This is a genomic window from Streptomyces sp. PKA51, from assembly GCF_057552455.1.
The window spans coordinates 571,682-597,678 of the sequence record NZ_BAAJPZ010000002.1; the positions used below are offsets into that span (position 1 = coordinate 571,682).

23 protein-coding genes and 1 pseudogene are annotated in these 25,997 nt (G+C 73.3%); 10 read left to right on the forward strand and 14 right to left on the reverse strand.

The genetic code is table 11. The annotated features are described in order from the left end of the window. Positions 1-36: 36 nt before the first annotated feature. The 7 genes from AC27L3_RS04940 to AC27L3_RS04970 all read right to left on the reverse strand — a co-directional run bounded on the left by AC27L3_RS04940 (position 37) and on the right by AC27L3_RS04970 (position 8,685). Positions 37-1,263: an MFS transporter gene (locus tag AC27L3_RS04940; RefSeq protein ID WP_487232768.1), complete on the reverse strand. Its 1,227-nt coding sequence runs from the start codon at positions 1,261-1,263 to the stop codon at positions 37-39. Positions 1,264-1,272: 9 nt separating this feature from the next. After that, the gene (locus AC27L3_RS04945) at positions 1,273-2,688 is read right to left on the reverse strand and encodes a diaminobutyrate--2-oxoglutarate transaminase family protein (RefSeq protein ID WP_487232769.1); all 1,416 of its coding nucleotides are present in this window, start codon (positions 2,686-2,688) and stop codon (positions 1,273-1,275) included. Further along, positions 2,685-3,920 (reverse strand): MFS transporter, encoded by a 1,236-nt coding sequence (locus AC27L3_RS04950; RefSeq protein WP_487232770.1) that lies wholly within the window; start codon positions 3,918-3,920, stop codon positions 2,685-2,687. The genes AC27L3_RS04945 and AC27L3_RS04950 overlap by 4 nt, the downstream gene beginning before the upstream one ends. Further along, positions 3,898-5,148, reverse strand: a complete 1,251-nt coding sequence (locus AC27L3_RS04955; RefSeq protein WP_487232771.1) for an ATP-grasp domain-containing protein — start codon at positions 5,146-5,148, stop codon at positions 3,898-3,900. Before AC27L3_RS04955 ends, AC27L3_RS04950 begins: the two co-directional genes overlap by 23 nt. Beyond that, complete coding sequence (locus AC27L3_RS04960; protein WP_487232772.1) at positions 5,141-6,382, reverse strand: ATP-grasp domain-containing protein; 1,242 nt, start codon at positions 6,380-6,382, stop codon at positions 5,141-5,143. Before AC27L3_RS04960 ends, AC27L3_RS04955 begins: the two co-directional genes overlap by 8 nt. Further along, the gene (locus AC27L3_RS04965) at positions 6,379-7,410 is read right to left on the reverse strand and encodes a pyridoxal-phosphate dependent enzyme (RefSeq protein ID WP_487232773.1); all 1,032 of its coding nucleotides are present in this window, start codon (positions 7,408-7,410) and stop codon (positions 6,379-6,381) included. Before AC27L3_RS04965 ends, AC27L3_RS04960 begins: the two co-directional genes overlap by 4 nt. A 138-nt stretch (positions 7,411-7,548) precedes the next feature. Further along, positions 7,549-8,685: a hypothetical protein gene (locus AC27L3_RS04970; RefSeq protein WP_487232774.1), complete on the reverse strand. Its 1,137-nt coding sequence runs from the start codon at positions 8,683-8,685 to the stop codon at positions 7,549-7,551. 256 nt (positions 8,686-8,941) lie between these two features. Between AC27L3_RS04970 and AC27L3_RS04975 the strand changes: the two genes are divergently transcribed. From AC27L3_RS04975 to AC27L3_RS04995, 5 genes are all read left to right on the forward strand, one after another. Next, positions 8,942-9,436, forward strand: coding sequence for a cobalamin-dependent protein (locus AC27L3_RS04975; protein ID WP_487232775.1), 495 nt, complete (start codon positions 8,942-8,944; stop codon positions 9,434-9,436). Further along, on the forward strand, positions 9,433-10,716 hold the full coding sequence (locus tag AC27L3_RS04980) for a methylaspartate mutase (protein ID WP_487232776.1): 1,284 nt from the start codon (positions 9,433-9,435) through the stop codon (positions 10,714-10,716). Before AC27L3_RS04975 ends, AC27L3_RS04980 begins: the two co-directional genes overlap by 4 nt. Positions 10,717-10,821: 105 nt before the next feature. Further along, positions 10,822-12,819 carry an FAD/NAD(P)-binding protein gene (locus tag AC27L3_RS04985; protein ID WP_487232777.1) on the forward strand — a complete coding sequence of 666 codons (1,998 nt, stop codon included), beginning with the start codon at positions 10,822-10,824 and terminating at the stop codon, positions 12,817-12,819. Positions 12,820-12,861: 42 nt separating this feature from the next. Continuing rightward, entirely contained in the window at positions 12,862-14,616 is a 1,755-nt protein-coding gene (locus tag AC27L3_RS04990; RefSeq protein ID WP_487232814.1) for an AMP-binding protein, read from the forward strand. A gap of 1 nt (position 14,617) precedes the next feature. After that, positions 14,618-14,758: a (2Fe-2S)-binding protein gene (locus AC27L3_RS04995; RefSeq protein WP_487232778.1), complete on the forward strand. Its 141-nt coding sequence runs from the start codon at positions 14,618-14,620 to the stop codon at positions 14,756-14,758. Between the two features lie 51 nt (positions 14,759-14,809). Here AC27L3_RS04995 and AC27L3_RS05000 read toward each other — a convergent pair whose 3' ends face one another. The 7 genes from AC27L3_RS05000 to AC27L3_RS05030 all read right to left on the reverse strand — a co-directional run bounded on the left by AC27L3_RS05000 (position 14,810) and on the right by AC27L3_RS05030 (position 21,000). Then, entirely contained in the window at positions 14,810-15,757 is a 948-nt protein-coding gene (locus tag AC27L3_RS05000) for a DMT family transporter (protein ID WP_487232779.1), read from the reverse strand. A gap of 155 nt (positions 15,758-15,912) precedes the next feature. After that, entirely contained in the window at positions 15,913-16,509 is a 597-nt protein-coding gene (locus tag AC27L3_RS05005) for a cupin domain-containing protein (protein ID WP_487232780.1), read from the reverse strand. A gap of 52 nt (positions 16,510-16,561) precedes the next feature. Then, complete coding sequence (locus tag AC27L3_RS05010; RefSeq protein ID WP_487232781.1) at positions 16,562-17,584, reverse strand: helix-turn-helix transcriptional regulator; 1,023 nt, start codon at positions 17,582-17,584, stop codon at positions 16,562-16,564. 166 nt (positions 17,585-17,750) lie between these two features. Continuing rightward, positions 17,751-18,947, reverse strand: coding sequence for an MAB_1171c family putative transporter (locus tag AC27L3_RS05015; protein WP_487232782.1), 1,197 nt, complete (start codon positions 18,945-18,947; stop codon positions 17,751-17,753). Continuing rightward, positions 18,944-19,465 carry a hypothetical protein gene (locus AC27L3_RS05020; protein ID WP_487232783.1) on the reverse strand — a complete coding sequence of 174 codons (522 nt, stop codon included), beginning with the start codon at positions 19,463-19,465 and terminating at the stop codon, positions 18,944-18,946. The genes AC27L3_RS05015 and AC27L3_RS05020 overlap by 4 nt, the downstream gene beginning before the upstream one ends. Before the next feature lie 70 nt (positions 19,466-19,535). Further along, positions 19,536-20,018 (reverse strand): hypothetical protein, encoded by a 483-nt coding sequence (locus AC27L3_RS05025; RefSeq protein ID WP_487232784.1) that lies wholly within the window; start codon positions 20,016-20,018, stop codon positions 19,536-19,538. A gap of 157 nt (positions 20,019-20,175) precedes the next feature. Continuing rightward, entirely contained in the window at positions 20,176-21,000 is an 825-nt protein-coding gene (locus AC27L3_RS05030) for an SDR family NAD(P)-dependent oxidoreductase (RefSeq protein ID WP_487232785.1), read from the reverse strand. 289 nt (positions 21,001-21,289) lie between these two features. Between AC27L3_RS05030 and AC27L3_RS05035 the strand changes: the two genes are divergently transcribed. The 5 genes and pseudogenes from AC27L3_RS05035 to AC27L3_RS05055 form a co-directional block, all read left to right on the forward strand. Beyond that, positions 21,290-22,870, forward strand: coding sequence for an AbfB domain-containing protein (locus tag AC27L3_RS05035; RefSeq protein ID WP_487232786.1), 1,581 nt, complete (start codon positions 21,290-21,292; stop codon positions 22,868-22,870). A 53-nt stretch (positions 22,871-22,923) separates the two neighbouring features. After that, entirely contained in the window at positions 22,924-23,475 is a 552-nt protein-coding gene (locus AC27L3_RS05040; RefSeq protein ID WP_487232787.1) for an RICIN domain-containing protein, read from the forward strand. A 32-nt stretch (positions 23,476-23,507) separates the two neighbouring features. Continuing rightward, a complete protein-coding gene (locus AC27L3_RS05045; protein WP_487232788.1) occupies positions 23,508-24,152 on the forward strand; it encodes an RICIN domain-containing protein in 645 nt (214 codons plus the stop codon). A 14-nt stretch (positions 24,153-24,166) separates the two neighbouring features. Continuing rightward, positions 24,167-25,255 (forward strand): hypothetical protein, encoded by a 1,089-nt coding sequence (locus tag AC27L3_RS05050; protein WP_487232789.1) that lies wholly within the window; start codon positions 24,167-24,169, stop codon positions 25,253-25,255. 142 nt (positions 25,256-25,397) lie between these two features. Beyond that, positions 25,398-25,997: pseudogene (locus AC27L3_RS05055) on the forward strand (hypothetical protein); the annotation flags it as partial.

Sequence of the window (25,997 nt, forward strand, 5' to 3'; positions counted from 1 at the left end):
GTGCGGCGCGGGTGCGCGGTGGGCGGGGGCCGTCCCTCAGGCCGGTGCGCGGTGGCGCCGGGCGCGTTCCAGCAGGTGGCCGAGCAGCGCGGCGAGGGCGGCGAGGGCGGCGATGGTCGTCATGGCCCGGGGCAGGCCGAACGCCTCGGTGAGGAAGCCGATCGAGGGCGGGCCGAGGAGGATGCCGGTGTAGCCGAGGGTGGAGGCCACCGCGACGCCGTGGGAGCCGCCGAGGGCGCCGGCGCTGCCGACGGCGACGGGGAAGACGTTGGCGAGGCCGAGTCCGGTGAGCCCGTAGCCGGCGAACACCAGCCACGGCTGGGGGGCCAGGGCCGCGGTGAGCATGCCCACCGCGGCCAGCAGGCCGCCGGCGACCAGGACGGGGGTGCCGCCGAGGCGTTCGAGGAGCCGGGTGCCCGTGGCCCGGGCGAAGGTCATCAGCAGGGCGAAGAAGGCGTAGCCGGCCGCCGCGACGCCGGGCCCGGTGTGCAGGTCCTCGGCGAGGTGGAGCGAGCCCCAGTCGGCGAGGGCGCCTTCACCGTAGGCCGTGCACAGGGTGATCAGGCCGTAGACGGTGAGGAACAGCCGCATCCGGCCCGCCGGTGTCCCCGCGCCGCCCTGCCCGCCCTGCGCGGCGCGGGCCGCGGCGCCGCCGGGGGGCGGTGCGGGCGAGCGCAGCAGGACGCGGCCGGCGAGGGCGGTGACGAGCAGGCCGATCAGCGTCAGCAGCAACAGGTGCGGCCGGGGGCCGAGGTGGGGGGCGAGCAGCCCGCCGAGGCCGGCGCCGGCCAGGCCGCCCGCGCTGAAGGCGGCGTGGAAGGAGGGCAGGATCGGGCGCCGGACGGCCTCGGCCAGGTCGACGGCGGCCGCGTTGAAGGCGACGTTGAGCCCACCGTACGCGGCGCCGAAGACCAGCAGCACCAGCCCGAGGGCGAGCGCGGAGCCGGCGAGCGGGGGCAGGGCGACCGACAGCGACAGCAGGGCCGCGGTGACCACCGTGACGGGGTGGTTGCCGTAGCGGCGGCACAGCCGTCCGGTGAACAGCATCGTGGTCACCGAGCCCACCGACACGCCGAGCAGGGCCAGTCCGAGCGCCCCGGCGGAGGCGTCGGTCTGCTGCTTGATGGCGGGGATGCGCACGACCCAGCCGGCGAAGACGAAGCCGTCGAGGGCGAAGAAGAGGCTGATCGCCCAGCGCAGCCGGGTCACGGGCAGGTCGGCGGCGGCCGGCGCGGGCCGGCCGGTGTCCATGAGCTGGTCCATGAGGGGCCTTCAGTGGCTGGTGGGGGCGGCGTGGGCGAGCGGGGCGGCCAGGGCGGCCGCGAGGGCCTCGCGCAGGATGCGGCCGGCGGTCTCGACCTCTTCGGCCGTGCAGTTCAGGGGCGGCAGCATGCGCACCACCCCGTCGTCGCGACCGCCGAGTTCGACGATCAGTCCGCGCTGCAGGGCCTCGCGCTGGACGCGTCCGGCCAGGGCGGAGGCGGGCCGGCCGGTGACCGGGTCGGCGAGCTCGACGCCGAGCATCAGGCCGAGGCCGCGGACGTCGGCGACGCGGTCGGTCAGGCCGCGCAGGTCCTCCAGGTGCCGGGTGAGCTGTTCGGCGCGGTCGCGGACGTTGGCCAGGACGCCGTCGCGCCGCACGGTCTTGATGGCGGCGACGCCGGCGGCGAAGGCGACCTGGTTGCCGCGGAAGGTGCCGGTGTGCGCGCCGGGGGCCCAGGTGTCGAGCCGCTCGTCGTAGAGGATGACCGCGGCGGGCAGGCCCAGGCCGCTGAGGGCCTTGGAGGCGACGACGACGTCGGGCTCGATGCCGTACTGCTCGAAGGCGAACCAGGTGCCGGTGCGGCCGCATCCGGTCTGCACCTCGTCGACGACGAGCGGGATGTCCAGGGCGCGGGTGAGCTCGCGCAGGCGGCGGACGAAGACCGGGTCGGCGGGGATGACGCCGCCCTCGCCCTGGACGAGTTCGAGGATGACGGCCGCCGGCAGCGGGATGCCGCCGTTGGGGTCGGTCAGTGCCCGCTCCAGGTAGGTGGCGCAGTTGACGGCGCACGTGTCGCGCTCGAGTCCCAGGGGGCAGTCGTGGCAGTGGGGGTAGGGGAAGAAGTGCACGCCGGGCATGCGGCCGCGCACCGGTGCCTTCTGCTCGACGAGCCCGGTCAGGGACAGGGTGGCCAGGGTGCTGCCGTGGAAGCCGCCCTGGAAGGCGATGATCTCCTCCCGGCCGGTGGCCGTGCGGCACAGCTTCAGCGCGGCCTCGACGGCGTTGGCGCCCGTCGGCCCGCAGAAGTGGATCTTTGTGCGGTCGCGCATGGCGTCGGGCAGCATCCCGAGGGTCAGGTCGGTGAACTCGTCCTTGACCGGGGTGGGGAAGTCCAGGCCGTGGACCAGCTCGTCCAGCTGGCGATGGGCCGCGGCCAGGGGCTCGGGCGGGTTGTGGCCGAGCGAGAGCACGCCCGCGCCGCTGAGGAAGTCGAGGAAGACGTTGCCGTCGAGGTCCTCGACGAAGCTGCCGCTCGCCCGCCGGATCGCGATCGGCAGCCGGCGGGGGTAGCTGCGGGCGTTGGACTCGCGCCGGCTCTGCCGTTCGAGCAGCTGCGCGCTGCGGGGGCCGGGCAGTTCCCCGCTGACGAAGGGTTCCTTGTGGAGCGGGGCTGCGGGCACGGGGACGTCGGCGGTCTGGGTCACGATCCACTTCCCTCGGACGAGTGGGCGGGGACGGGGGTGCGGTCCCGGCGGGCGGGCCGGGCGGTGAGGAGGACGACGAGGCCCGCGGCGAGCAGGCCCTGCACGGCGGCGTAGAGCCAGAAGTCCTCGGCGGCGCCGCCGGACTGGGCGGCGGCGTACAGCTGGCCGCCGGCGATGCCGCTGGTGAAGGAGCCGAGGCCGAGCGCCAGGCGCTGGCTGCCGACGGCGAGCACCGGCCGGCCGGGGACGGCCGCCAGGGCCTCCAGCTCGTTCTTCAGGAAGATCACGCCCTCGCCGATGCTCATCAGCACGGTGCCGGCGATGACGAAGGGCACTCCCGGTTGCGCGAAGGCCAGCAGGCCGAGCGTGAACGCGGGGAAGGCGACGGCGACGGCCACCGGGTAGCGCACCCGGCCGATCCAGCGGGCCGCCGGCGGCTGGCCGAGGATGACCAGGGCGCTGTTGACGACGAGGGCCAGGCTGTAGACGAAGGCCGGGTGCCCGGCGGTGACGAAGACGCCGAGGTAGTTCTGGAAGAACCAGAAGACGTAGGCGGTCACGAAGGCCACCAGGGCGGGCGGGGTGAGGAAGGCCCGTGCCCAGTCGGCGCGTGAGCCGCCCGCGGTGGGCCGGGCGGCCGACGCGCGCGGCAGCAGCACCGCGTGCAGCAGCGTCAGCGTGGCGAACATCGCCGTGACCACCGTGAACACCAGCAACGGCCAGGTGGCGATGAGCACTCCGGAGATCAGGGTGCCCAGCGCCATGCCCGTGCTCAGTGCCGAGTTGTTCAGCGACAGCAGGACGGGCCGGTGCTCCTCGGGCACCTCGCCCACGACGAACGCCTTGTTCGCCGGCGAGTACAGCGCGTCGCCCACGGCGGTGAGCAGGACGGCGACGACGGCGAGCCGCGGCACCGACAGGCCGACCGCGAACAGGGCGAACCCGCTGGTGCGGACGGCGAGCCCGGTGACCATGGTGGTCTTCAGTCCGATGCGCTCGGCGACGAGGCCGCCGCCGAGCGCCCCGGCGAACTGCAGGAAGGAGGTCACGCCCAGCAGCAGGCCGACGGTGCCCATGGCCATGCCCATGCGCTCGTGCAGCAGGATCGCCAGGAAGGGCAGCACCATGAAGCTGGCGAGCGGCATGAAGAACGAGGTGGCGAGCAGGAAGCGCAGGGTGACGGGCAGGCCCGTCAGCTGCGCCCACAGCTCAGAACGACGGGTGCCAGACATCTCCGTCCTCGAACTCGACCCAGTAGGTGCGGGAGATCTCCTGCTTGGTCGCCTCCGCGGCGGCCTCGTCGGGCACGTGCAGCCAGATCAGGCCGGGCCGCTTGGTGTTGGCGGCGACGGGCAGCGGCACCTCGCCGGGCCGGATGTCGATCTCGAAGTCGTCCACGCCGTCGATGGCGCGCAGGAGTTCGGGGTCGGCGGTGCGGCGGATGCGCTTGGCGGGCGGGATCAGCGAGACGACCATGCCGATCGCGTGGGTGGGCGGCAGGTGGGGGGAGGTGACGTCCCGGCCGCCCGGCAGCAGGCTGCGCAGGGCGGTGGCGATCTCGTCGACGCCGCCGGCGTGCTCGACCATCTTGAACAGGCGGTAGCCGCCCATGCGGGTCTGGGACTCGATGATCACCGGTCGGCCGTCGCGGGCGATCTTGAGCTCGGTGTGCGTCAGGCCCCAGGTGTGCCCGATGACGTCGAGGAAGGACACCACCGTGCGGGCGAGGGCCGGTACGTGCCGGTCGTGGGGGGCGGGCGGCGGTACGCAGACCTCGGTGATCGCGGGGTTGGGGTGCGCCGCCAGGCGGCACAGCGACACGCCCGCGACCGCGTGCCGTCCGCCGAGGGTGACGGTCTCCACGCTGAAGAGCTCGTCGCCCTCGATGAACTCCTCGGCGATGTAGGGGCCCTTGAGCCAGAAGGCGGAGTCCTCCAGCAGGGCGCTCAGCTCGTCGGGGGTGGTGACCTGGCGCACCCCGACGCTGCCGGACCCGGCGACGGGCTTGACGATCAGCGGCAGGCCGTGGCGGGCGTGGAACTTCTCCAGGTCCCCGGCGCCGGCGACCCGGGCCCAGCCGAGGGCGAGCTCGGGGTGGTCGGCGAGGATCTCGCGCATCCGGTCCTTGTAGCGGGTGACGGCCACGGATTCGAGCGGCAGGCCGGGGATGCCGAGGGCGTGGGCGATCACGGCGCAGCTCTCCAGGCCGAACTCGCCGAAGGAGACGGTGGCGTCCAGCCGGTGGTCTGCATCGAAGCGGCGGGCGGCGCTCAGGCAGGCGACGACCTGTTCGGCGGGGATGGGGGCGACGAACCGGCAGCGGTCGAGGACCTCCATGTCGCGCGCGGAGAAGTCGGCGGTGTTGCCGATGAAGCTGACGTCGAAGCCCAGTGACAGGGCGGTCTCGACGACTCCGGCCCAGCCGCTGAGGACGAGCAGGTGCGGGGCGCGGTCAGTCACGGCACTCCCCCTCCATCCGGACGGTGATCTCGGCCGCGGCCGACAGGACGTTCTGCAGGGCCAGTTCGGAGGTGGCGCCGTGGGCGAAGACCACGGCGACGCAGCCGTCCTGGTGGGAGGTGGCCTGTACGACCGTGCCGGGCGGCAGGGCGGGGTACAGGGCGGGGTCGCCCGGGTGGCCGTCGAGCAGCTCCTCGCCCTCGCAGGCGGTGAACAGGCCCGTGCAGGGGGCGTACACGCGGGCGTGGGCGGTTCCGTGGCGCGGGGTGAGCGGGGCGTCCAGCAGGGCGGGGCGCCGGCGCAGGGCGAGGTCGACGAAGGCCCCGTAGATGTTGGCGCCGAGGGTGCGGCACATCTGCTCGCCGAGCAGGCCCCCGCCGAGACGGGGGTTGATCTCGACGACCTCGAAGCCGTCGTCGGTCAGGATGAACTCGGTGTGGGCGAAGCCCTCGGTGTAGCCGACGGCCTTGAGGACCTGCTCGATCCATGCCGCGGCGTCCTCGGCGAGGGCGGGCGGCAGGGCGACGGGGAAGGCGAGGGCCTCCTCGCGCACCACGGGGGGCGCGGACAGGATGCGGCTGCTGACGCCCAGCACCCGGGTGCGGCCCTCCCAGGTGAGGGTCTCGATGCTGTACAGCGGCCCGAGGAAGTACGGCTCGGCGGTCGGCCGGCCGCGCAGCGAGGAGCGCCTCATCTGCTCCAGCGCGGACGTCAGCTCCTCGAAGGTGCGGGCCAGCCACACGTGCTTGCTGCCGGTGCCGGCGCTGTCCTTGAGGACCAGGGGCAGGCCGACGCGGGCGGCGACCGCGCGGGCGTCGTCGTCCGGGGCCAGGGGGGAGGCGTCGGCGCGGGAGAGCCCGTGCTCGTACAGCCGGCGGCGCAGCCGGGCCTTGTCGCGCACCAGGCGCACGCCGGCGGGGTCCTGGCCTGCCAGGCCGAGCTCCTCGCGCACGGCGAGGGCGACCAGGCTCCAGGTGTCGGTGGTGCTGACCAGGCCCGCCACGTCGCCGATGCGGCGGACGGCCGCGACGACCTCGCCCACGTCGTGGGTATTGACGTCGTGGACGACCAGGTGGGGGCTGCGCACGAGGGACAGCTCGTGCAGGTACTCCGGCCGGTCGCAGGTCAGCAGGTGGACGGTCAGGCCCTCCTCGGCGGCCGCGGCCACGAGGCGCCCGAGGCCGAACTGCAGCCACTCCAGGGCGATGATGTTCCGTCCCGAGGGCGTGTTCACTGGGCGTGCTCCTTGAGGTGGTGGTGGAAGGGCCGGCGGTCCCAGTCCATGACCGACCAGGGCAGGGCCAGCTGGTCGAGGGAGTCGATGCACCGGGGGGCCAGGTCGAGGACGCCGTGGTCGAGCGCCCCGGGGCGGGCGTAGACGTTCTCGGCGTAGCGGTGCCCGGTGTCGGCGGCGAGGAAGACGCAGGGGCGCCCGGTCTCCCGGGCCGCCTCCCAGCGGGCGGCGAGGAAGTTGCAGCCCGAGGAGAGCCCGGCGTAGACGCCGTGCCGGCTGAAGAGTTCGACGGTGGCGCTCACGGCGGCGTCGAAGCCCACCCAGTGCACCCGGTCGAACAGTTCGTGGCGCACGTTGCCCATGACGATGGGGCTGCCGATGCCGGAGATGCTGGCGACGGGGTCCTCGACGGGGTCGCTGCCGAAGGTGACGCTCTCGAAGGGTTCGACGCCCACCAGCCGGACGTCGCCGTTGAGTTCCCGCAGGGCGGTGGTCAGGCCGCCGGAGGCGGCGCCGGTGCCCACGCCGGCGACCAGGGTGAAGGGCTCGCCGCCGAACTCCTTGTTCAGGAACTGGGCGCACTCGCGGTAGCCCAGGTAGTGCACGGAGTCGTGGTACTGCCGCATCCAGTGGACGCCGGGTTCGGTCTCGAGGATCTCGGCCACCCGGGCCAGCCGGGCGCCCTGGTCCATCTTGTCGACCAGCGGACCGGGCGGCACCCGGACCTGATCGACCTCGGCGCCCAGCATCTCGAACTGCCGCCGGACATTGTCGTCGACCTTCGTCGAGCAGACGATCCGGCATTTCATTCCGTATTTGTGGCAGGCCAGTGCCAGGGAATAGCCGTAGGTGCCGCTCGAACTGTCCATGAGCGTATCGCCCGGTTTGACGACTCCGGTCGCCAGAAGATGGCGGACGGCTTCGAGAGCGGAATACAGCTTCATCATCTCGAAGCGCAGGACATAAGTGTCACGGTCCAGCCGGACCACATCCGGCTGCTTCATCGCGTCCGCGATGTGATCGAACAAGGCCCCATCCTCCAGGGGGTTTCCGGGGATTTCCCGGGGGTTTTGCGCCGAGGCCGTACCACCGGTTTCCCGGCGTGCGGGGGGACGCGGCCGGCGCCGGGGGTACGCCGGCCGCGCCGTCGGGGGGAAGGGCGGTCGTCAGGCCGCCGCCACCATCGCGTCCGCGGCGATGCCGAAGGTGCGGTGCGCGGTGCGGGTGATGAGGTACTGGATGTCCTGGTCGGACAGGCCGTTGGCCTTGGCGTTGGCGATGTGCCGGGCGAGCGGCTGGGAGCCGGCCGCCACGACGCCGTTCTCCTCGTACCACAGGCCGTTGTCGCCGGTGTGGTGCAGCGGCCGGCCGCCGAGGCGGGCGGAGTCGCACCGGTCGGTCATGATCATGGCGTTGCGCGGGCCCATGAGCTGGACGGCGCGGGTGGCCAGGGCCAGGTCCACGTGCTCGCCGTCGAAGTTGATGCAGGCGGCGATGCGGCAGTTGACGGCCTGCTTGATGATGGCGCCGGGCACGGGGCCGGCGATCTCGCTGATGTTGTCCAGCGTCCAGTTGGGCACGTCGTACGACTCGATGATGCGGTCGCGCTCGCGGCGGGCCCGCTCGGTGCGGAAGGCGTGCCGGATGTTCAGCGGCATGTCGTTGAAGAGGTGGTCGGTGGTCACGCGCACACCGGTGCCGTTCCACTCCGACTGGTAGGCGGTCTCCACGATGGCGTCCACGGTGTCCGCGCTGCGCTGCGGGTTGTCGCGGGTGAAGTGGCCGAGGGCCGGGCGCACGCCGTGGGCCAGCAGGGTCGGCACGATCCAGGAGAAGTCGCTGGTGCGCAGGTTGGGGTCGTCCTGCAGGACGGACTCCGGGGAGTAGGCGTCGGGAGAGACCACGGTGTAGACCAGGCCGTGGTCGCCGAGGGCGGCCAGGCGCTCCCACTCCTGGCGGCTGGGTGCCCACACGGTGGAGGTCGGGGTGCCGCCGCGGTGGGAGAGCAGCGGGCCCTCCAGGGCCACGCCGGGTACGTGCGGCAGCAGGCCGTCGGCCCGCATCTGCGCATAGCGGCGCATGAACTGCTCGAACTCCGCGAGCCGGTCGCGGTGCAGGTACATGGTGGGCAGCGCGAGCACGCCCTCCCCGGCACACCACTTGTCGAGGCGGGCCAGGTCCACGCGGGTGAAGTCGGAGAAGTCCACGTCGCCGAAGCCGTGGCAGTGGACCTCCACCGGACGCATGCCGTTCTCGTCCGCCTCGAACGGCTTCATGCCGGTTGCTGCTTCTGTCGAACTCATCGCCCAAAGCTCCCTGTTCGGTCGGGGGGTCGGCATGATTCTGGGCCGCCCGAAGTTGCCGTATCCAGTGCGGATCACGGTCATGAAGCTGCATTGCAGCTTGCTGAAGGAGCGGAGCCGCGGGGGCCGGGGCTTATTCTCACGATGCCGGACCACGGGATCTTCACGGGCGGCGTCCGCATGAACGCCCCACGGCCACAAGGCCGTGCGCGCACGGCGTCGCCGACCCCCCTTCCTTCCACGGGAGTCAACCTCCATGTCCTCTCCTGCGGTCATATCCGACCGGGAATTCACCGTGCCCCGCCAGGGGCTGCGAGTCCTCGTCTCCAGCGTTTCCTCCGATTCCCACACCTGGAATCTGGTCTATCTCCAGCTGCTGCTGGAGGAGATGGGCCACGACGTGCACAACGCCGGCGCCTGCGTGCCGGATGACCTCCTGCTGGGCGAGTGCCGCCGGCTGCGCCCGGACCTGGTGGTCATCAGCAGCGTCAACGGCCACGGCTTCCTCGACGGGCGGCGCCTGATCGGCCGGTTGCGGCGCGAGCCGGACCTCGCGGCGCTGCCCGTCGTCATCGGCGGCAAGCTCGGCACCGAGGGCGCGGGCGCCGGCCGGTACGGGCCCGAGCTGCTGGCGGCCGGCTTCACCGCCGTCTTCGAGGGCGACGACGCCATCGAGGACTTCCGCGCGTACCTCGACCCGCACGGTGCCCTGCTGCTGCCGGCGGTGCCGGCCCTGGCGGGCGTGGCGTGAGCGCGGCCCCCGCGGCGTCCGGCGGCTTCGTGCCGGCCGTGCCGTCCTTCGGGGCGGCGGTCGCGGCGGCCCGGGCGGCGGGCGAGCTGGTGGTCCAGCCGCGCATGGGCTTCACCACCCGGCCGGCCATGCGGCGCGGGCTGGAGGCCGTGCGGGACGTGCCGGTGCGCACCGTCGGCACGATCACCCTGGACAGCTACACCAGGGTCGGCGACCACGCCTCCGCGCGCCGGGCCCTGGCCGGCGGGGAGAGCCTCAACGGCTATCCGCTCGTCGCCCACGGCGCCGCGGCCACGCGGGAGATGACCGCGGGCCTGGGCGGCGGGCGGCACTTCGCGCTGCAGGTCCGGCACGGCTCGTCGCTGCCGCTGGACATCTTCGCCGCGCTGCTCGACGCCGGGCTCGACGCCACCGAGGGCGGCCCCGTCTCGTACTGCCTGCCCTACAGCCGTACGCCGCTGGCGCATTCGGTGCGGGCGTGGGCGCGGTGCTGCGAGATGCTCGCGGCCCGCTCGCCCACCGCCCACCTGGAGAGCTTCGGCGGCTGCCTGCTGGGCCAGCTGTGCCCACCGGGCCTGCTGGTGGCGATGACCGTGCTCGAAGGGCTGTTCTTCGAACAGCACGGGCTGCGCGACATCTCCCTCAGCTACGCCCAGCAGACCCACTTCGGCCAGGACGCGGCGGCGATCGCCGCGCTGCGCCGGCTGGCCGGGGAGATGCTCACGCGCTCGCGCTGGCACCTGGTCCTGTACACGTACATGGGCGTCTTCCCCCGCACCGAGGCCGGTGCGCTGGCCCTGCTGCGGCACAGTGCCGCCCTGGCCGCGCACACCGGGGTGGACCGCCTGATCGTCAAGACCCCGGCGGAGGCCCACCGCATCCCCACCGTCGAGGACAACGTCCTGGCGCTGACGGAGGCGGCCCGGGCGGCGGCCGCGTACGGCCCGCGGCCCGCCGCCGTGGCCGACGACGGGGTGTACGAGGAGGCCCGGGCCCTGGTGGAGGCCGTCCTGGAGCTGGATGCGGACGTGGGGCGGGCGCTGGTCGCCGCGTTCGCCCGCGGCTATCTGGACGTGCCGTACTGCCTGCACGCCGACAACGCCCAGCGCTCGCGCAGCTGGATCGACGGCGACGGCCGGCTGCGCTGGTTCTCGGTGGGGTCCATGCCGATCCGCGCCCAGGCGCCGCCGGGCACCTCGCGGCTGCGGGCGGACGACCTCCTCGGGATGCTCTCGCACGTGCAGTCGGCCTTCGACCACGCCGCCCTCGCCCGGGTCTGACGCCCGCGCCGCGCCCTCGCCCCCGTTCCCCCAGCCTCTCGTTCCCCCACCCCTTCCGCCCCGTGCGGCGCGCACCGCACCCCACCGGGCACTAGGAGAGTCGCAGTGAACAGCCACGCACAGCCGCCCGTCCCCTACACCGTCGTCGTCGTCGGCACCGGGCCGCGGGGCGTCTCCGTCCTGGAGCGCCTCGCCGTCCTGCTGCGCGACGCCGGCACCGCACCGCATCCGGTCCACATCTACGCCGTCGACGCCGTGGAGGTCGGGGCCGGCCGGGTGTGGCGCACCGACCAGGACCCCTGGTACACGATGAACACCGTCATCGGGCAGGTCACCATGTTCTCCGGCGAGCCCGACGGCGGCCGTCCGCGTCCCGGCGCCGGGCCCTCGCTCGGCCAGTGGCTCGGCACGTACGCGCCGGATGCCGCCGAGCGCCCGGCCCCCGACCCGGACGACTTCGCCTCCCGCCTCGACTACGGGCGCTACCTGCGCTTCGTCCACCGCACCATCGCCGAGGAACTCCCCGCGCACGTGCGCCTGTTCTCCGTGCAGGGCCGGGTCACCGCCGTGCGTCCGGCAGCGCCGGGCGCGTACCGGGTGACCCTGGAGGACTCCCGCACCCTCACGGCGCACAAGGTCGTGCTCGCCACCGGGCACCCCCGCAACGAGCCCGACGACTTCGACCGGACCATGCACGCCTTCGCCGCCGAGCACCCGGGCCTCGCCTACATCGCCGGCGACTCGGCCGCCGACATGGACCTCGCCTCCGCCGTTCCCGCCGGGGCCACCGTGGCAGTGCGCGGGCTGGGGCTGTCCTTCTACGACGTCGTGCTCTCGCTGACCGTCGGGCGCGGCGGCGCCTTCACGCGCGGGGAGGACGGCCGGCTGCGGTACGTGCCCGGCGGGCGGGAACCCCGCATCGTCGCCGGCTCCCGCAGCGGCCTGCCCATCCCGGCGCGCGGCCGCAGCCAGAAGGATCCCGGCCATGTGCACCCGGCGTTGTTCCTGACGAAGGAGGCCGTCGCGGCCGCCCGGGCCCGGCGGCGCGAGGCGACGGGCAGCGCGCTGCTGGACTTCGCCGAGGACCTGCTGCCGCTGCTGCTGAAGGAGGTGGAGCACGTCTACCGCACGACGTACGTGCGGATGCGCTCCGGCGAGGAGGCGGCGCAGGAGTTCGCCCGCGCGCACGCGCGGATGCTGCACGCGGACGAGGACACCTCCGTCCTGCTCAAGGAGGCCGGCCTCGACGACGTTCCCCCGCTGGACCTGTGGGCCCTGGCCCGCCCCTTCGAGGGCGAGTCGTTCGAGAGCCCGCTGCAGTGGCGCGAGCGCCTCTTCGGTGTGCTGCGGCGCGACGTGGCGGAGGCGGCGCTGGGCACCGTGGACGGTCCGCTGAAGGCCGCCCTGGACGCCCTGCGGGACCTGCGCGGGATCGTCCGCTGGGCCATCGACTACGGCGGACTGCTGCCGCACTCGCACCGCGATGCGTTCCTGCGCGACTACGTGCCCGTCAACGCCCTGCTCTCCGCCGGGCCGCCCATGATCCGCACCGAGCAGCTGATGGCGCTGATGGAGGCGGGCGTCGTGGAGGTCGCCGGGCCCGGCACCCAATTCACCACCGACGCCGCCGCCGGCCGCTTCGTCGTCGGATCGCCGCAGGTGGCGGGCTCGGAGCGGACGGCCGAGGTGCTGATCGACGCCCGCATCCCCACCCCGTCCCTGCCTCGTGACACCTCGCCGCTGACGCGCCAGCTGCTCGCCGAGGGCGTCGTCCGCGAGTTCGTGAACACCGACGAGCCGTCCGGCACGCGGTTCGCCACCGGGGGCATCGACGTCGTCGAGGGCTCCTTCCGGGTCCGCGACGCCGAGGGGCGCGTGCACCCCGGCCTGTACGCCCTGGGCATCCCGACCGAGCACGTGCGCTGGTTCACCCAGATCGGCAACGGCCGCCCGGGGGTGGCCACCGACTTCATGAAGGTGGCCGACACCGTCGCCCGCGACGTGCTGGCCCCGCTCGCCGCCGGGGACGTCCCCCGCAGCCACCAGTCGCTCGTCGCCGCGCAGGCCGCCCTCGCCGGGCCCGAGTCCCGTGCGCACGGCTAGCCCCCACCCTTCCCACCACGAAAGGCACCACCGGCAATGACACTGCACGAAAGCGAGGCCACGCGCGCCTTCCGGCAGGCACGCGACGTCCTGCTCGACCACCGCGACGACCTCGATACGGCCCGGCGGCTCTTCCGCTGGCCCCGGCCGGAGCGCTTCAACTGGGCGCTGGACTGGTTCGACGTGATCGCCCGCGGCAACGACCGCCCCGCCCTGCGGGTCCTGGGTCCCGCCGGCGTCACCGACCACTCCTTCGACGCCATGGCGCGCCGCTCGGACCAGGTGGCGTGCTGGCTGCAGGCGCTGGGCGTGCGCCGCGCCGACCCGCTGCTGCTCCTGCTGGACAACCGCGTCGAGCTGTGGGAGGTGATGCTCGCGGCCATCAAGCTGGGGGCCGTCGTCGTCCCCACGTACACCACGACCACGCCGGCCGACCTGGCCGACCGGGTGGAGCGGGCCGGCATCCGGCACGTGGTGGCCGCCTCCTCCCTGGTGGAGCGCTTCGCGGGCATCGCCGGCGACTGCACGCGCATCGCGGTGGGCGACGACCGGCCCGGCTGGCTGCCGTTCGCCGCCTCGTACACCGCACCCGAGGAGTTCACGCCGGAGGGCGTCACCCTCTCCGGCGACCCGCTGTTCCGCTACTTCACCTCGGGCACCACCTCGCGGCCGAAGATGGTCGAGCACACCCACCTCAGCTACCCGGTCGGCCACCTGTCGGGCATGTACTGGAACGGTGTGCGCCCGGGCGACCTGCACCTGAACGTCTCCGCGCCCGGCTGGGCCAAGCACGCCTGGAGCTCGTTCTTCGTGCCGTGGAACGCCGAGGCCACGATCGTCGTCCTCGCCGACCCGCGGCCCGGGCCGGCCACGGTCCTCGACGCGCTGCGCACCCATGAGATCACCACGCTGTGCGCCCCGCCGACCGTCTGGCGCGGCATGGTCCAGCAGGGCCTGGGCGAGCGGCCGGCGCATCTGCGGGAGGCGTCGGCCGTCGGCGAGTCGCTGGAGCCGGCCCTCTTCCACGCCGTCCACGACGCCTGGGGCATGCCGGTGCGCGACGGCTTCGGCCAGACCGAGACCACCGCCCAGATCGGCAATCCCCCGGGGCGCAGGATCACGCCGGGCCGGATGGGCTGGGCGCTGCCCGGTTACGACCTGGTGCTGATCGACAAGGAGAGCGGACGCGAGGTGCCCGACGGCACCCCGGGTGAGCTGTGCGTGCGCCTGGACCCGCGCCCCGCCGGCATGATGACGGGCTACGCGGGCGATGCGCAGCGCACGGCCCGCGCCTTCGAGGGCGGCGTCTACCACACGGGCGACCTGGTGGTGCGGCACGAGGACGGCAGCTTCGGCTACCTCAGCCGCACCGACGACATGTTCAAGTCCTTCGACCACCGCATCTCGCCACTGGAGCTCGAACGCGCCCTGCTGCGCAGCCCGCTGGTCGCCGACGCCGCGGTGGTGGCCGTCCCGCACCCGGTGGGTCTGTGGGAGCCGAAGGCGTACGTGGTGCCCGCCCGCGGCCACGCCGCGGACGCGGCCTGCGCCGAGGCCGTCTTCCGCCGGGTCGTCGAGGAGCTGCCCCGCGAGAAGTGGGTGCGGCTGCTGGAGTTCACCGACCGGCTGCCGCTGACGCCCTCGGGCAAGATCCGCCGCGCCGAGCTGCGGGAACGGGCCGAGGTGCCCGGCATGGTCCACCGGCTGCCCGGCACCTGGGAGGAGGAGAGCGATGGAGAGGTACACCGAGGAGCCGAGCCCGCTGCTGTGCACGTGTCTGCGGGTGACGGAGCGTGAGGTGATCGAGGCCATCGAGGGCGGCGCCCACGACCTGCCGTCGGTGCGCGAGGCCACGGAGGCCAACACCGGCTGCGGTGACTGCGCCGACGACATCGAGGATCTGATCGCCGACCACTTCGAGCGCCGCCCGGCCTGCTGAGCCGTGCCGCGCGGGGCGGGGGCCGGGCCGGTGGCCCGGCCCCCGCGCCGTTCAGCGGCGGACACGGTTGGCCAGCAGCGTGCCGGCGGTGGCCAGGACGAGCCCGCCGAGGGTGAGCGGGCCGAGGTGCTGCCCGAGCACGAGGGCGCCCAGGACGGCGGTGCTCATCGGCACGAGGTAGAACAGGCTGCTGACCTGGCTCGTGCCGTGCCGCTGCAGCAGGTGGTAGAGCAGGCCGACGCCGACGATGGAGTTGATCAGCGCGCTCCACAGCAGCACGGGCGCGTAGCCGGCGGTGAAGTCCACGTCCCAGCCCTCGTACGCGAGCGCCGGGACGAGCGCGACCAGCGAGGCGGCCAGCAGCTGCACGGCGTTGCCGCTCACCGGTTCCATCCGGCCGCAGAAGCGCTTCTGGTAGACGGTGCCGACGGAGATGCCCAGCAGGCCCAGGACGAGGAAGCCCAGGCCCAGCAGGTAGCCGCCGCTCACGTGGATGCCCTCGGCGACGGCGAGGGCCACCCCGCCCAGGCCGAGGACGAGCCCGAGGTACTGGCCGGCCGTCACGCGCTCGCCCAGCACCGGCACGGCCAGCAACGAGGCGGTCAGCGGGTACAGCGCGATGATCAGGGCCGCGAGGCCGGAGGGCACGCCGAGGTCCATGCCCACGTAGATGCTGGAGAACTGCACCGCCTGGACGAGGGCGCCCGCCACGCACAGGTGCAGCAGCCGCCGCCCGCGCGGCAGTCGGTCGCGCCGGGCGAGCGCGATGGCCAGGAGCACCAGGCCGGCGATGGCGAAACGTAACGCCGCGAAGGTGTAGGGCGCCGCGTGCCGCAGCCCGAGCTTGCCCGAGATGAAGCCCGAACTCCACACCACCACCAGGGCCGCGCGGGCGGTGAGGTCGGCGGCACGCCCGCCGGACGCGGCCGGGGCCGGGACGGCCGCCGCGGGGGCCGTGGGGCGCTCGGAACTGTGCACGGGCGGGTTCGGGATGGACACCGCTGACACTCCCTCCTGTTCGATAAAAAGCACTGTAGAGCAGAATATCGCTCAACCTCAATGTCGTCCCGAAAGCCGAACAGCCCCACGGACCGTGGTCCGTGGGGCTGTTGGGAAGAAAACAGGAAGCGGGAAGGGCTGCGGCAGCGGGCCGCTCAGTAGAGGCTGGAGAAGAGGATGCAGACCAACTGGGCCGGCTCGTCGGTGTCGTTGCGGAAGCTGTGCGGATGGCCGGCCGACCACTGGGCGCAGTCCCCGGCGCGCAGCACGTGGTCCACGCCGTTGTACCGCGCGACGATGACGCCGCGGGTTACCGTCACCAGGTCGGAGCCCTCGTGCTGGAGGTCCTCCGTCAGGCCGCTGCGGGGCTCGAAGTCGCCGGTGACGACCTGGTAGCCGAGCTCCGGCGAGCGCAGGACCCGGTAGAGCACACCCGGCGCACGGTGGAGCACCTCCTGCTTCTCCCGGGGGAACAGCGAGGGGGTGGCCCGGCCCCGGGAGAAGCCGAGGAAGGAGCCGACGTCGTGGTCGAAGACCTTGGCCAGCCGGCCCAGGCGCTCCAGGGCGATGTCGGTCTCGCCCCGCTCCAGCGCCGCGAGGAAGGACACCGACAGCCCGCACTCCGCGGCCACTTGCCGCAGCGACATCCCCTTGTGCGTGCGCAGTCGGTGCAGCACCTCACCGGGAGGCGGGAAGCCCAGTTCCGGGTCCCGCGGGAGGGCGGCGGGCGTGGCGGGGGACGGGTCAGTCATACCCGGCATCCTAGAGGCTGCCGCCCACCGGCCGACCGGCCCGCACCCGGGCTCACCCCGGCCCGAGGAGGCCGGACTGGGCGATGAGCACACCCAGCTGGCAGCGGCTGCGCGCGCCCAGCTCCTCGTAGATCTTGGCGACGTGGCTGCGGCAGGTGCGCACGCTGACGCCGATGCGGCGGGCGATCGCCTCGTCGGTCTCGCCCTCGGCCAGGAGCTGGATGATGGACATCCGCACACCGGAGATGAGTTCGCTCACGTCCGCCGCGCGATTGTGGCTCTCGAAGGGCCGGGCGGCCAGCCAGGCCCGCTCGAAGACGCCCGCCAGATAGCCGACGACGGCGGGCTGGCGGACGACGAGGGCGGTGCCGCGGTCGCCGTCGGCCGGGATGACGGCCACGTCACGGTCGAAGATCAGCAGGTGCTCGAAGGAGTCGCCGAGGGTGCGCACCTCTCCCCCGGCCGCCGCGATGCGCTCGACGTGCTTCCTGGTGGGCGTGTCGAAGCGGGTGGCGTGCTGGTACAGCGCCCGGGTGCGCACCCGGCGGGCGAGCTCGGCCTCGGGCGGCTCCCAGGCGATCTGCAGGACGTCGGCGGCGCTGCGGCCGCCCCCGGGCCGGGCGATGAGGGCCTCGGAGCGGCACTCCTCGGCGGCCGCCGCGATCTCCGCCGCGATGGCGTCCTCGCCGGCCACCATCTGGAACGGCTCCGCCACCCGGGCCTCGCGCAGCACCTGTTCGTGCAGTTCCTGGAAGACGGCCAGTTCCGCGCGGATCTCCTCCGACTCCCGTTCCATGCGCGCGATCTGCGAGTGCAGCGGGGCCAGCCGGCGGGAGGCGGCCGTGCGCGGGGCGACGGGGACGAAGACGCTGCGCCCGCTCGCCAGGGGCCGCAGCAACTGCCCCTCCACCAGCACCCGCACCGCCCGGGCCACCCGGGCCTCCGGCCAGTCCAGTTCCTCGGCCGCGCGGCTCAGGCACAAAAACTGCCGGCGTATGGCCAGTTCGTAGAGCTCCTCGATGTCTTCCGTCTCCCTTAACGGGTCGGCGTGCCGGTTCTTGAGATCCGCCTGCATCAATCCCCCTTTGTGCGGCTGGGCGAGAAGCCAGTCGTCACTTATACTGGCCAATCGTCCTTAATATCGCACGCAGTTGATGCATCCGTCAACGATGGCGGATGAATGCATCCTTCCATGGGGGCGACTGTCCATCCTGGCGGACGCCCGGCCTGCGGGCATCCGTTTATCCGGGCGGACGGGGCGCGGCGAGCGCATCACCCCGGCGCCCGAGCCAGGCGTCGAAGCCGCGCACCGCGGGAGAGGTGTACGCCGTTGCCACCTCGACCAGGAAGGAGGTCTCCTCGCACAGGTCGGCGGTGCGGAAGTCGCCGACGGCGGACGGCTCCTGCCCCGGCGGCAGCCCGTCCAGGACGGCACGGCGCGCCTGGCGCACCAGGCAGGCGAGGAGGGCGGCGCCGCGATCGTCGAGCGCGCGCACCGTATGCAGGTACTCCTGCGCCAGGCCGGGCACCTCGGGCCTGCTGTGGGAGCTCAGGACGAGCAGGGCGTCGCGGATCTCGATCACCTTGCGGTACTGCAACAGCGAGAAGGACCCCTGGGGGCGCAGGAGTTCGCTCAGCCGTGAGCGCCGCCGGACGAGGACGACATGGGGCGCGAGATCGGTCACATCGCGCCACAGCGGCCAAAGCCGCCAGACCGTGACAACGTTTTCCCAGGCTCCGGTCACCGAGGTGACCACCGGCACCAGGACCGCCCCCGCCCGCAGCAGTCCGTGCAGGACCATGCAGTACGGCAGCAGCATGCCGATGCCCGGCACCGGCAGGGTCACCCGCAGCAACTGGCCCGACCAGTACAGCCCGGAGAAGGCGGTGCCCAGGCCGAAGAGCCACAGGCCGCGGCGGGCCGGGCGGCTGGCGCTGCGGCGGGCGTAGTGGCAGCACACCCACGTGCAGGCCGCGTCCGCCGTCAGGTGGGTGCCGATCAGCAGCAGCCAGTACGCCGGCCGCGGGTGGCACAGGCCCACGCGGTGGATGGCGTGCAGCCCGTGCGCGCCGCCGGTCCGGTCGAGCACGACCAGCACGGCGATCACCCCGGCGGTGGCCAGGTACAGGGCGCACCGGCGTCTTCGCCCCCTGCCGGTCGCGACCATGACAAAGTCCAGGACGGCGCCGGCGGAGACGACCCCGAAGAGGTTGGTGGCCAGCCCCAGGACCTCGGCGGAACCGAAGGCGCGGCGCAGCACGGGCCCCGGCACGAGGCTGAGCGTCATGGCCGTGGCCGCGGTGGCCACCGCCAGCCACAAACCGCGCTGCCGGGGCCGACGGATCGACGAGGGGGCGCGCAGCACCACGGCGATCCACAGGACGACGGCCGCCGCGATCTCGAGCCGGCGGCCGAGGGCGGTCAGCTCGGCGATCACAGGACCGTTCCGACTCCCAGCGCCGCCTCCGGCCCGGCCGGCGACCCGGCCCCGCCCGGCTTCGGCGCATCGTGGCGGCCCTGCCAGGTCCGCAGCACGCTCGCGAACATCTCCGCCTCCTGCTCCTCGCGCGTGGTGTAGTCGGTGCGACCGAGGAGGCGCCGGATCAGGTGCGGGCTGAGATCCGGCAGCAGGGCGGTCAAGCCCCCGAAGCCGTCCGAGCGCAGGGACCGGTGGTCGAAGAGCATGTGCCCGATCTCGTGGAGCACGATGTGCTCCTGGTGCGCGCGCGTGGTGCGCTGCTCGTAGAAGATGTGGTCGTCGGTATCGGTGGCCAGCCACAGGCCGCAGGCTCCCGACGCCGCCGCCTGCAACGGCAGCGGGTGTAAGTGCAAGGGGCGCCCGCGCCGGCGCACCAGGGCGCGGCGGAGCTCGTCCAGCGAGAACGGGCGGGGCGGGTCCAGCTCGTCCAGCATCGCCTCGCACCGGCGGCGAAGTTTGACATACCTGGCCGGCATCGACTGTTCCCCCGTGCTGTGTCACGTCCGCTGGAGCGCCCGTGGGCACCCGCGCCGGCGGATGGGCGGTTCAGTCCTGCGCGGCGGTCCGCGGGGCCTCGCGCCCCTCGTCGCCGATCCGCGGCAGGTCCTGCATCCGCCGGACGTCGTCCACCATCGCCAGCAGGGCGTCCAGGCTGGCCGGCGAGAGCCCCTGCGCGCGCAGCGCCAGGTTGCGCACCTGGGCGTCTCCGAGGGCCGAGGCCAACGCCAGCTGGGAGTTGACCCTATCCGCCACGCCGTCATTCAGGAAATACTCGGTGGGCACCCCGAAGAACTCGGCGAGCGCGTCGAGGTGATCGAGCGTCACATTCGACTTCTTGCCCGTGGCCAGCTCCCACAGGTACGTACCAGAAATGGGCCGCCCGGTCGTCTCCCGTATTTCCTCGGCGAGTTTGGCGTACCCGGGCCGCTTGCGCTCGTCCGGGTAGACGGTGGCGATGAGGGCGGTGAGCCGCTCGTCGATCTTCCGTTCGGTGGCGGCCCCCGGGCGACGGGACTGGCCTCTCGTCATGTTCCTCTGCGCTCCTCGTTCATCGGACTGGCGCCGCGCGCCCTCCGCTGGCGTGGACGAGGACGGCGCCTCTAGCAGTACAGCCAACCGCCAACGTTGACAAGCCGCACTTGAACACCGTGCGCGAACACGCGCCACGGCGCCATGGCCGCCCCGGTCAGTGCGAGGACGTACGCGGTGCGATGTGGAAGCCGAAGCCGACCGTGCCGGGGTCGACGGCCGTGACGCCGCCGTCCACGGTGAGCACCGCGCCGTTGACGAACGAGGCGGCGGGCGAGAGCAGCCATGCGACGGCCTCGGCCACCTCGCCGGGCTCGCCGGGGCGGCCGGTGGGGATCAGCCGGGTGGCCTGGGCGTAGGCGGCCTCGACGCCGTCCTCGCCCGCGCCGAGGTCCGCGTCGTCGGCAAAACGCCTCATGCGCCCGTCGGCCATGTCGGTGCGCACCCAGCTGGGGCACACCACGTTGGCCCGCAGCCCCTGGGGGCCGTAGTCGACGGCGACCGAGCGGCACAGCTGCAGCAGGCCCGCCTTGGACGTGGCGTAGGCGGGGTTGCCGATGCCGTTGCGCAGGGCGGCGACGGAGGCGACGGCGACGACCGCGCCGCGGGTGGCCACGAGGTGCGGGAGCGCGGCGCGCAGGAGCAGGAACGGGCCGGTGAGGTTGGTGCGCAGCACCGCCTCCCAGTCCTCGACGGGCAGCTCCCCCACCTTCCCGGGCCGCCCGGTGCCGGCGTTCAGGACGAGCCCGTCGAGCCGCCCGTACGCCTCCACCGCCGCCTCCACCAGGGCGGTGACGTCCGCGGGGTCGCCGGTGTCGGCCGGGTGGGCCAGCGCGCCCGTCTCCTTCGCGAGGCGCTCCAGCGGCTCCGGTCGCCGCCCGCTGACGACCACGTCGTGGCCGGCCGCCCTCAGGGCGCGCGCGGTGGCCGCGCCGATGCCGGTGCCTCCGCCGGTGACGAGGTAAGTCTTCTGCTCGGCCATGGTGTTCATCCCTTCCCAGGCGGACGGCGCACGGTGCGCTGAGCACCTTACCCGTGGCCTTTACCGGCGGCCCGGCAAAAAGCGGAATGAGCAATTCCGGCAATGGGCGCACAGAGGCCATTGTTCCTGCAACGCACGGAGTCGGCACGGTTGTTGCAAGTCATAGCTATGCTGATCATATCCATCACTTCCGGTTTGACTACCATCCGGTGACTCTTCAAGACTTCGCCTTCACCAGCCCTTTACTTACGGGGGGCTTATCGCGATGAAAAGGGTCAGTCGAACCAGCATGGACTTCAGACACACCACGTCCGCCCGCCTGCGGCGGATCCTCACGCACGGCCTCGTGACCACCACCGCCCTCGCCGCCGTCACCGCGGTGGCCGCACCGCAGGCCGCCCTGGCCGCGCCCGCCGACGCGGTCAGCAGCGCCGCCGGCATCGGGACCACGGACACGCAGCGCGTCGACGCGGCCGCTGTCGTCCGCCTCGACCCCACCCCGGACGTACTGCTGCTCAGCGACGAGGACTTCATCCACGCCCTGTGGCAGAAGGCCCGCGACGCCGGCGAGACCCTGGAGGCCGTGCGCCTGGCCGCCGAGGAGGCCATGCTCGGCAGCACCGAGGACCAGGTGCGGTTCATCACCACCGGCATCCACGAGGCGTACGCCGTCGACAAGCAGCGGGAGAAGGACCGGGCCGACGCCGACCGCGCCGCCCGCCTCGCCAAGTCCCAGGCGCTGATAGCCGTGGGCATACCGAGCACCCCGGACCTGCTGGCGCTCAGCGACGACAACTTCGTCCGCGCCGTCATGAAGCACGAGGCCGCCGGCCCCGAGGTGCGCGCCGCCGCCGCGGCCGCCCTGGCCGGCGACGCCGCCGCCTGGCAGGCGTTCATCGCCAACGGCGCCCGCGAGGCCCACCAGCGCGACGTGGCCAACGAGCTCAAGGAGCTGGAGCAGAAGAACCGCGAGGAGGCGCAGCGCCGTGCGGAGCTGGCCGCCCGCAGGAACGCCGCGGCGCTCTTCGGCCTGACGCCCTCCGACGCCGTCCTGAGCCTGAGCGACGACAACTTCATCCGCGAGCTGCTGCGCAGCGTGCCGGCCGACGCCCAGGGCAGCGAGCTGTACGCCGCGGCCCAGAAGGCCGTCCTGAGCCCGGACCCGGCCGCCTGGAAGGAGTTCATCCACACCGGCGCCGAGCAGGCCTACAAGCGCGACGACGAGGCCCGCCGCAAGAAGATCGCCGAGGTCGACCGGCGCCGCGCCCTGGCGATCCAGGCCGCCGCGGAGAAGACCGGCATGAACCCGTGGCTGGTGGCCCAGGCCAAGAAGGCGCTGGCCGGCACCGACGAGGCCGTGGCGGCCTTCCTCAAGGACGAGGTCCAGTACCGCGCCAAGCGCCAGTCGCTGACCCCCGCGAGCGGCAAGCCCGCCGGCTTCCACGTCCGCCAGTCCTCCCCCGACGGCGGCGAGGTCTTCCTGGCCCCGGTCGACCCCAAGGGCAGGCAGGCCGACCGCGAGGACGCCACCTGGGTCGTGGTGCCCTCCCTCAACGCCCAGCCCGGCTGCTACTCCTTCGAGTCCGTCCGCAAGCCCGGCTACTACCTGGCGCAGAAGGACCTGCGCGTGCGCCTGATGGCCGACGACACCGGCGCCGCCTTCCGCAAGGACGCCACCTGGTGCCCCCGCAAGGGCCTGGCCGGCGCCGGCACGTCCTTCGAGTCGGCCTCCCAGAAGGGCCGCTTCCTGCGCAGCTCCTGGGGCGACCTGTACGCGGCCTCCGGCAAGGGCGGCAAGAACCGCTACGACGCCGAGAAGGACTTCGCCCAGGAAGCCACCTGGAAGATCTCCGCTCCCCTCGCGCCCTGATCCCTCCGGCTCCGCAACCCCCCATGAGATCTCCTGAGAAGAACGGAACACCCATGTCTCGGATCACCCGGGTCGCGCTGGCCATCGGCGCGAGCGTGGCCGCCCTCGCCGGCGGCGTGAGCGCCGCCCACGCCGACGAGGCCCCCGCCACCGCCGCGAGCGGCCCCTCGGTCGTGCAGCTGCAGGCCGCCCACAGCGGCAAGTGCCTGACCATCGCGGGCGGCAGCCTGCGCAACGGCGCCGACGCCGTGCAGGCCAAGTGCGCCGACGGCCTGGACAACCAGCTCTTCGAGCTGGTGCCCGGCCCCTCCGCCACCTTCGAGCTGCGCGCCAAGCACAGCGGCAAGTGCCTGGAGGTCGAGAACGGCAGCGTCAACACCGGCGCCAAGGCCCAGCAGTGGTGGTGCGTGAACGCCCCGCACCAGCGCTGGCGTCTCGTCCTGGCCGACGTGACCAAGGACCTGTACGAACTGCACCCGGACCACGCCGACGCGCGCTGCCTGGACGTCAAGAGCGCCAGCAAGGACGACGGTGCCGTCACCCAGCAGTGGAACTGCAACGGCACCACCGCCCAGCAGTGGCGCATCCAGCCGGTCAAGGGCTGAGCTCAAAGAGTCGAGAGGAAACGAGACACACCATGGCACGGATCACCCGGGCCGCGCTGGCCCTCGGCGCGAGCATCGTCGTCCTGAGCGGCGGCGCCCTGAGCGCCCACGCGGACACCGACGACCCCTCGGACGCCGCCAAGAAGGCGGCCGAGGCCGCGTACAACGCCACCCAGGCGGCCGCCGCCGGCGCCCAGGAGGCCAAGAACCGCGCGGCCATGCCGGAGACGGTCGTGCGCCTGCAGGCCGCCCACAGCGGCAAGTGCCTGACCATCGAGGACGGCAAGACGGCGGACGGCGTCAAGGCCACCCAGGCCGCGTGCACGGAGGGCAGGCCCCAGGACTGGCGCATGGTCCCCACCGCCGGCTCCTCCTACCAGCTGCGCTCCGCGGCCAGCGGCAAGTGCCTGGAGATCGAGAACAGCGGCACCCAGCTGGGCGCCGACGCCCAGCAGTGGAAGTGCATCGACGGCGCCAAGCAGATGCGCTGGCAGGTCGTCCTCGTCGACCCGGTCAAGAAGCTCTTCCAGCTGCGGCCCACCCACGCCGAGGACCGCTGCCTGGACATCCCCGAAGCGAGCAAGGCCGACGGCGCCATGGCGCAGTCGTGGAGCTGCAACCAGACCCCGGCCCAGCTCTGGAAGATCACGCCGGCCAACGTCAGAGGCCCGCAGTGAACCGTCGCCGGCGCGTGGCACAGGCCGTGACGGTCGTGCTGCTGGCGAGCGGCGGCGCCGTGGCCGGGGTGGCTCCGGCGTGGGCCGGACCGTCGGTGTCCGCCACCGTTGCCGCCGGTCAGCCGGCCGTCGACGGGCCCGCGCAGATGAGGACCGCGGCGGCGGAGGACGCACGGGCCCGCGTCCTGTACTACGCGAAGTACCACCCGGCCGCGGAGGTGCGCGTCTCGGCGTGGAACGCGCTGCGCAACTCCGGCGGGGACGCGGCCATCGCGCAGTGGCTGGCCCCCGGCGGCGGTTTCGACGCCGCCAAGCAGCGGGCGCGCGAGGTCCGGGCGCGCAACCGGGCGTTCTGCGAGCGGGTGGTGGCCACGCACACCAAGGAGTTCTCCCCCGAGGTGCGGGCGGCGGCCGAGCGTGCGCTGAAGGGCACGTCCGCCGACCAGGCGGCGTTCGTCAAGAGCGGGTACGCCGAGGCGCAGCAGCGCGACCGGGCCGCCCGCGCGGCGGATGCCGCCCACCGGGCCGAGGTCGGTGCCAAGGACCGGGCGTTCGTCGGGTCGGTGGCCGAGCACGATCCGGGCGAGCAGGTGCGGGTGGCGGCGCAGTGGGCGCTGCGGCCCGGTGCCACGGATGCGGACGTGGCCGAGTTCTTCGGCTACGGCTGGGCCACGGGCGGGACGCTGGACCTTGAGGCGTACCGGTCGCGGGTGGCCGACGCGGACGTGCTCCGCCATGCCGTGCTGTCGCAGTTGATGGCGAAGGCGGCGGCCGCCGAGGAGGCCGTCAAGGGCGCGGCGGACGCGGCGAAGGCGCGGGCGGAGGCCGAGGCGGCGTGGAAGGCGGTGGCCGATCACGCCGGTGCCGCGCGCGCGGCCTGGCTGGCCGAGCAGGCGGCCGCCGCCGCGCAGGCGGAGAACTGGCGCGCCATCGCCGCCGCGGCCCAGGAATCCGCGGACGCCCTGTGGAAGAACATGGGCAAACCGGCCGAGGCCCACCAGAGCTCCTGGTCGCTGGAGCAGGCCGAGGCGGCCAAGGCCGCCGGTTTCTGGCAGGACATGGCCGACCTCGCACAGGAGGCGGAGAACCGCGTGAAGGGCTGACCGGCCCGATCGCGCTCGGTGCCCGGCCGGCCCGACCCGCCGGCCGGGCACCTCTGTTTTTATTTTTCGTCAATCAAGGGGGATTCATCCCGTGATGGGTAGATTCCGGCCGGGGGCCGGAAGACCACGCGGCCGTTGGGCCGTGACGGCGTCGCGGACGGTGTCCGCGGCGCTCGCGCTGGCGATCCTGGGCGGTGCGACCGGCCAGGCCACCGCCGCCACGAACGCCCGCGCCGAACAGGCCACGTACGCCAAGTCGCTGGCGGCACTGGACAAACTGGCCGCCGCCCTGCCGAAGCCGGGCGGTACGCCGGCCGCCGCGCCCAAGTCCGAGCTGGACAAGCTCAGTGCGGACCGCGACCGGCAGCTGGTGGAGGACTTCGCGGAGTTCGACGAGGAGGAGGAAGTCCGCGCGGCCGCCAAGGCGGCGCTGGAAAGCTCCGACCCGGGTGCGATCAAGGCGTTCCTGGAGCACGGCGAGGCCGAGGCCCGCCAGCGCGCCAAGGACAAGCGCGACGGCGTCGATGTCGAGAACCGCAAGAAGATCGAGGCGATGCGCGGCACCGGCGGCCCGGTGTTCAACGCCGAGGTCGAGCGCGTGCTGAAGTCCGACGCCAAGGCCCGGGCCGACTTCCTGGCCTACGGCGCGGACATCGCCCGCGCGCAGGACAAGAAGAACGAGCAGAACGCCAAGGACCGCGCAGCAGAGCTGCGCAAGCGCGTCGAGATGCTCGCCAACTCC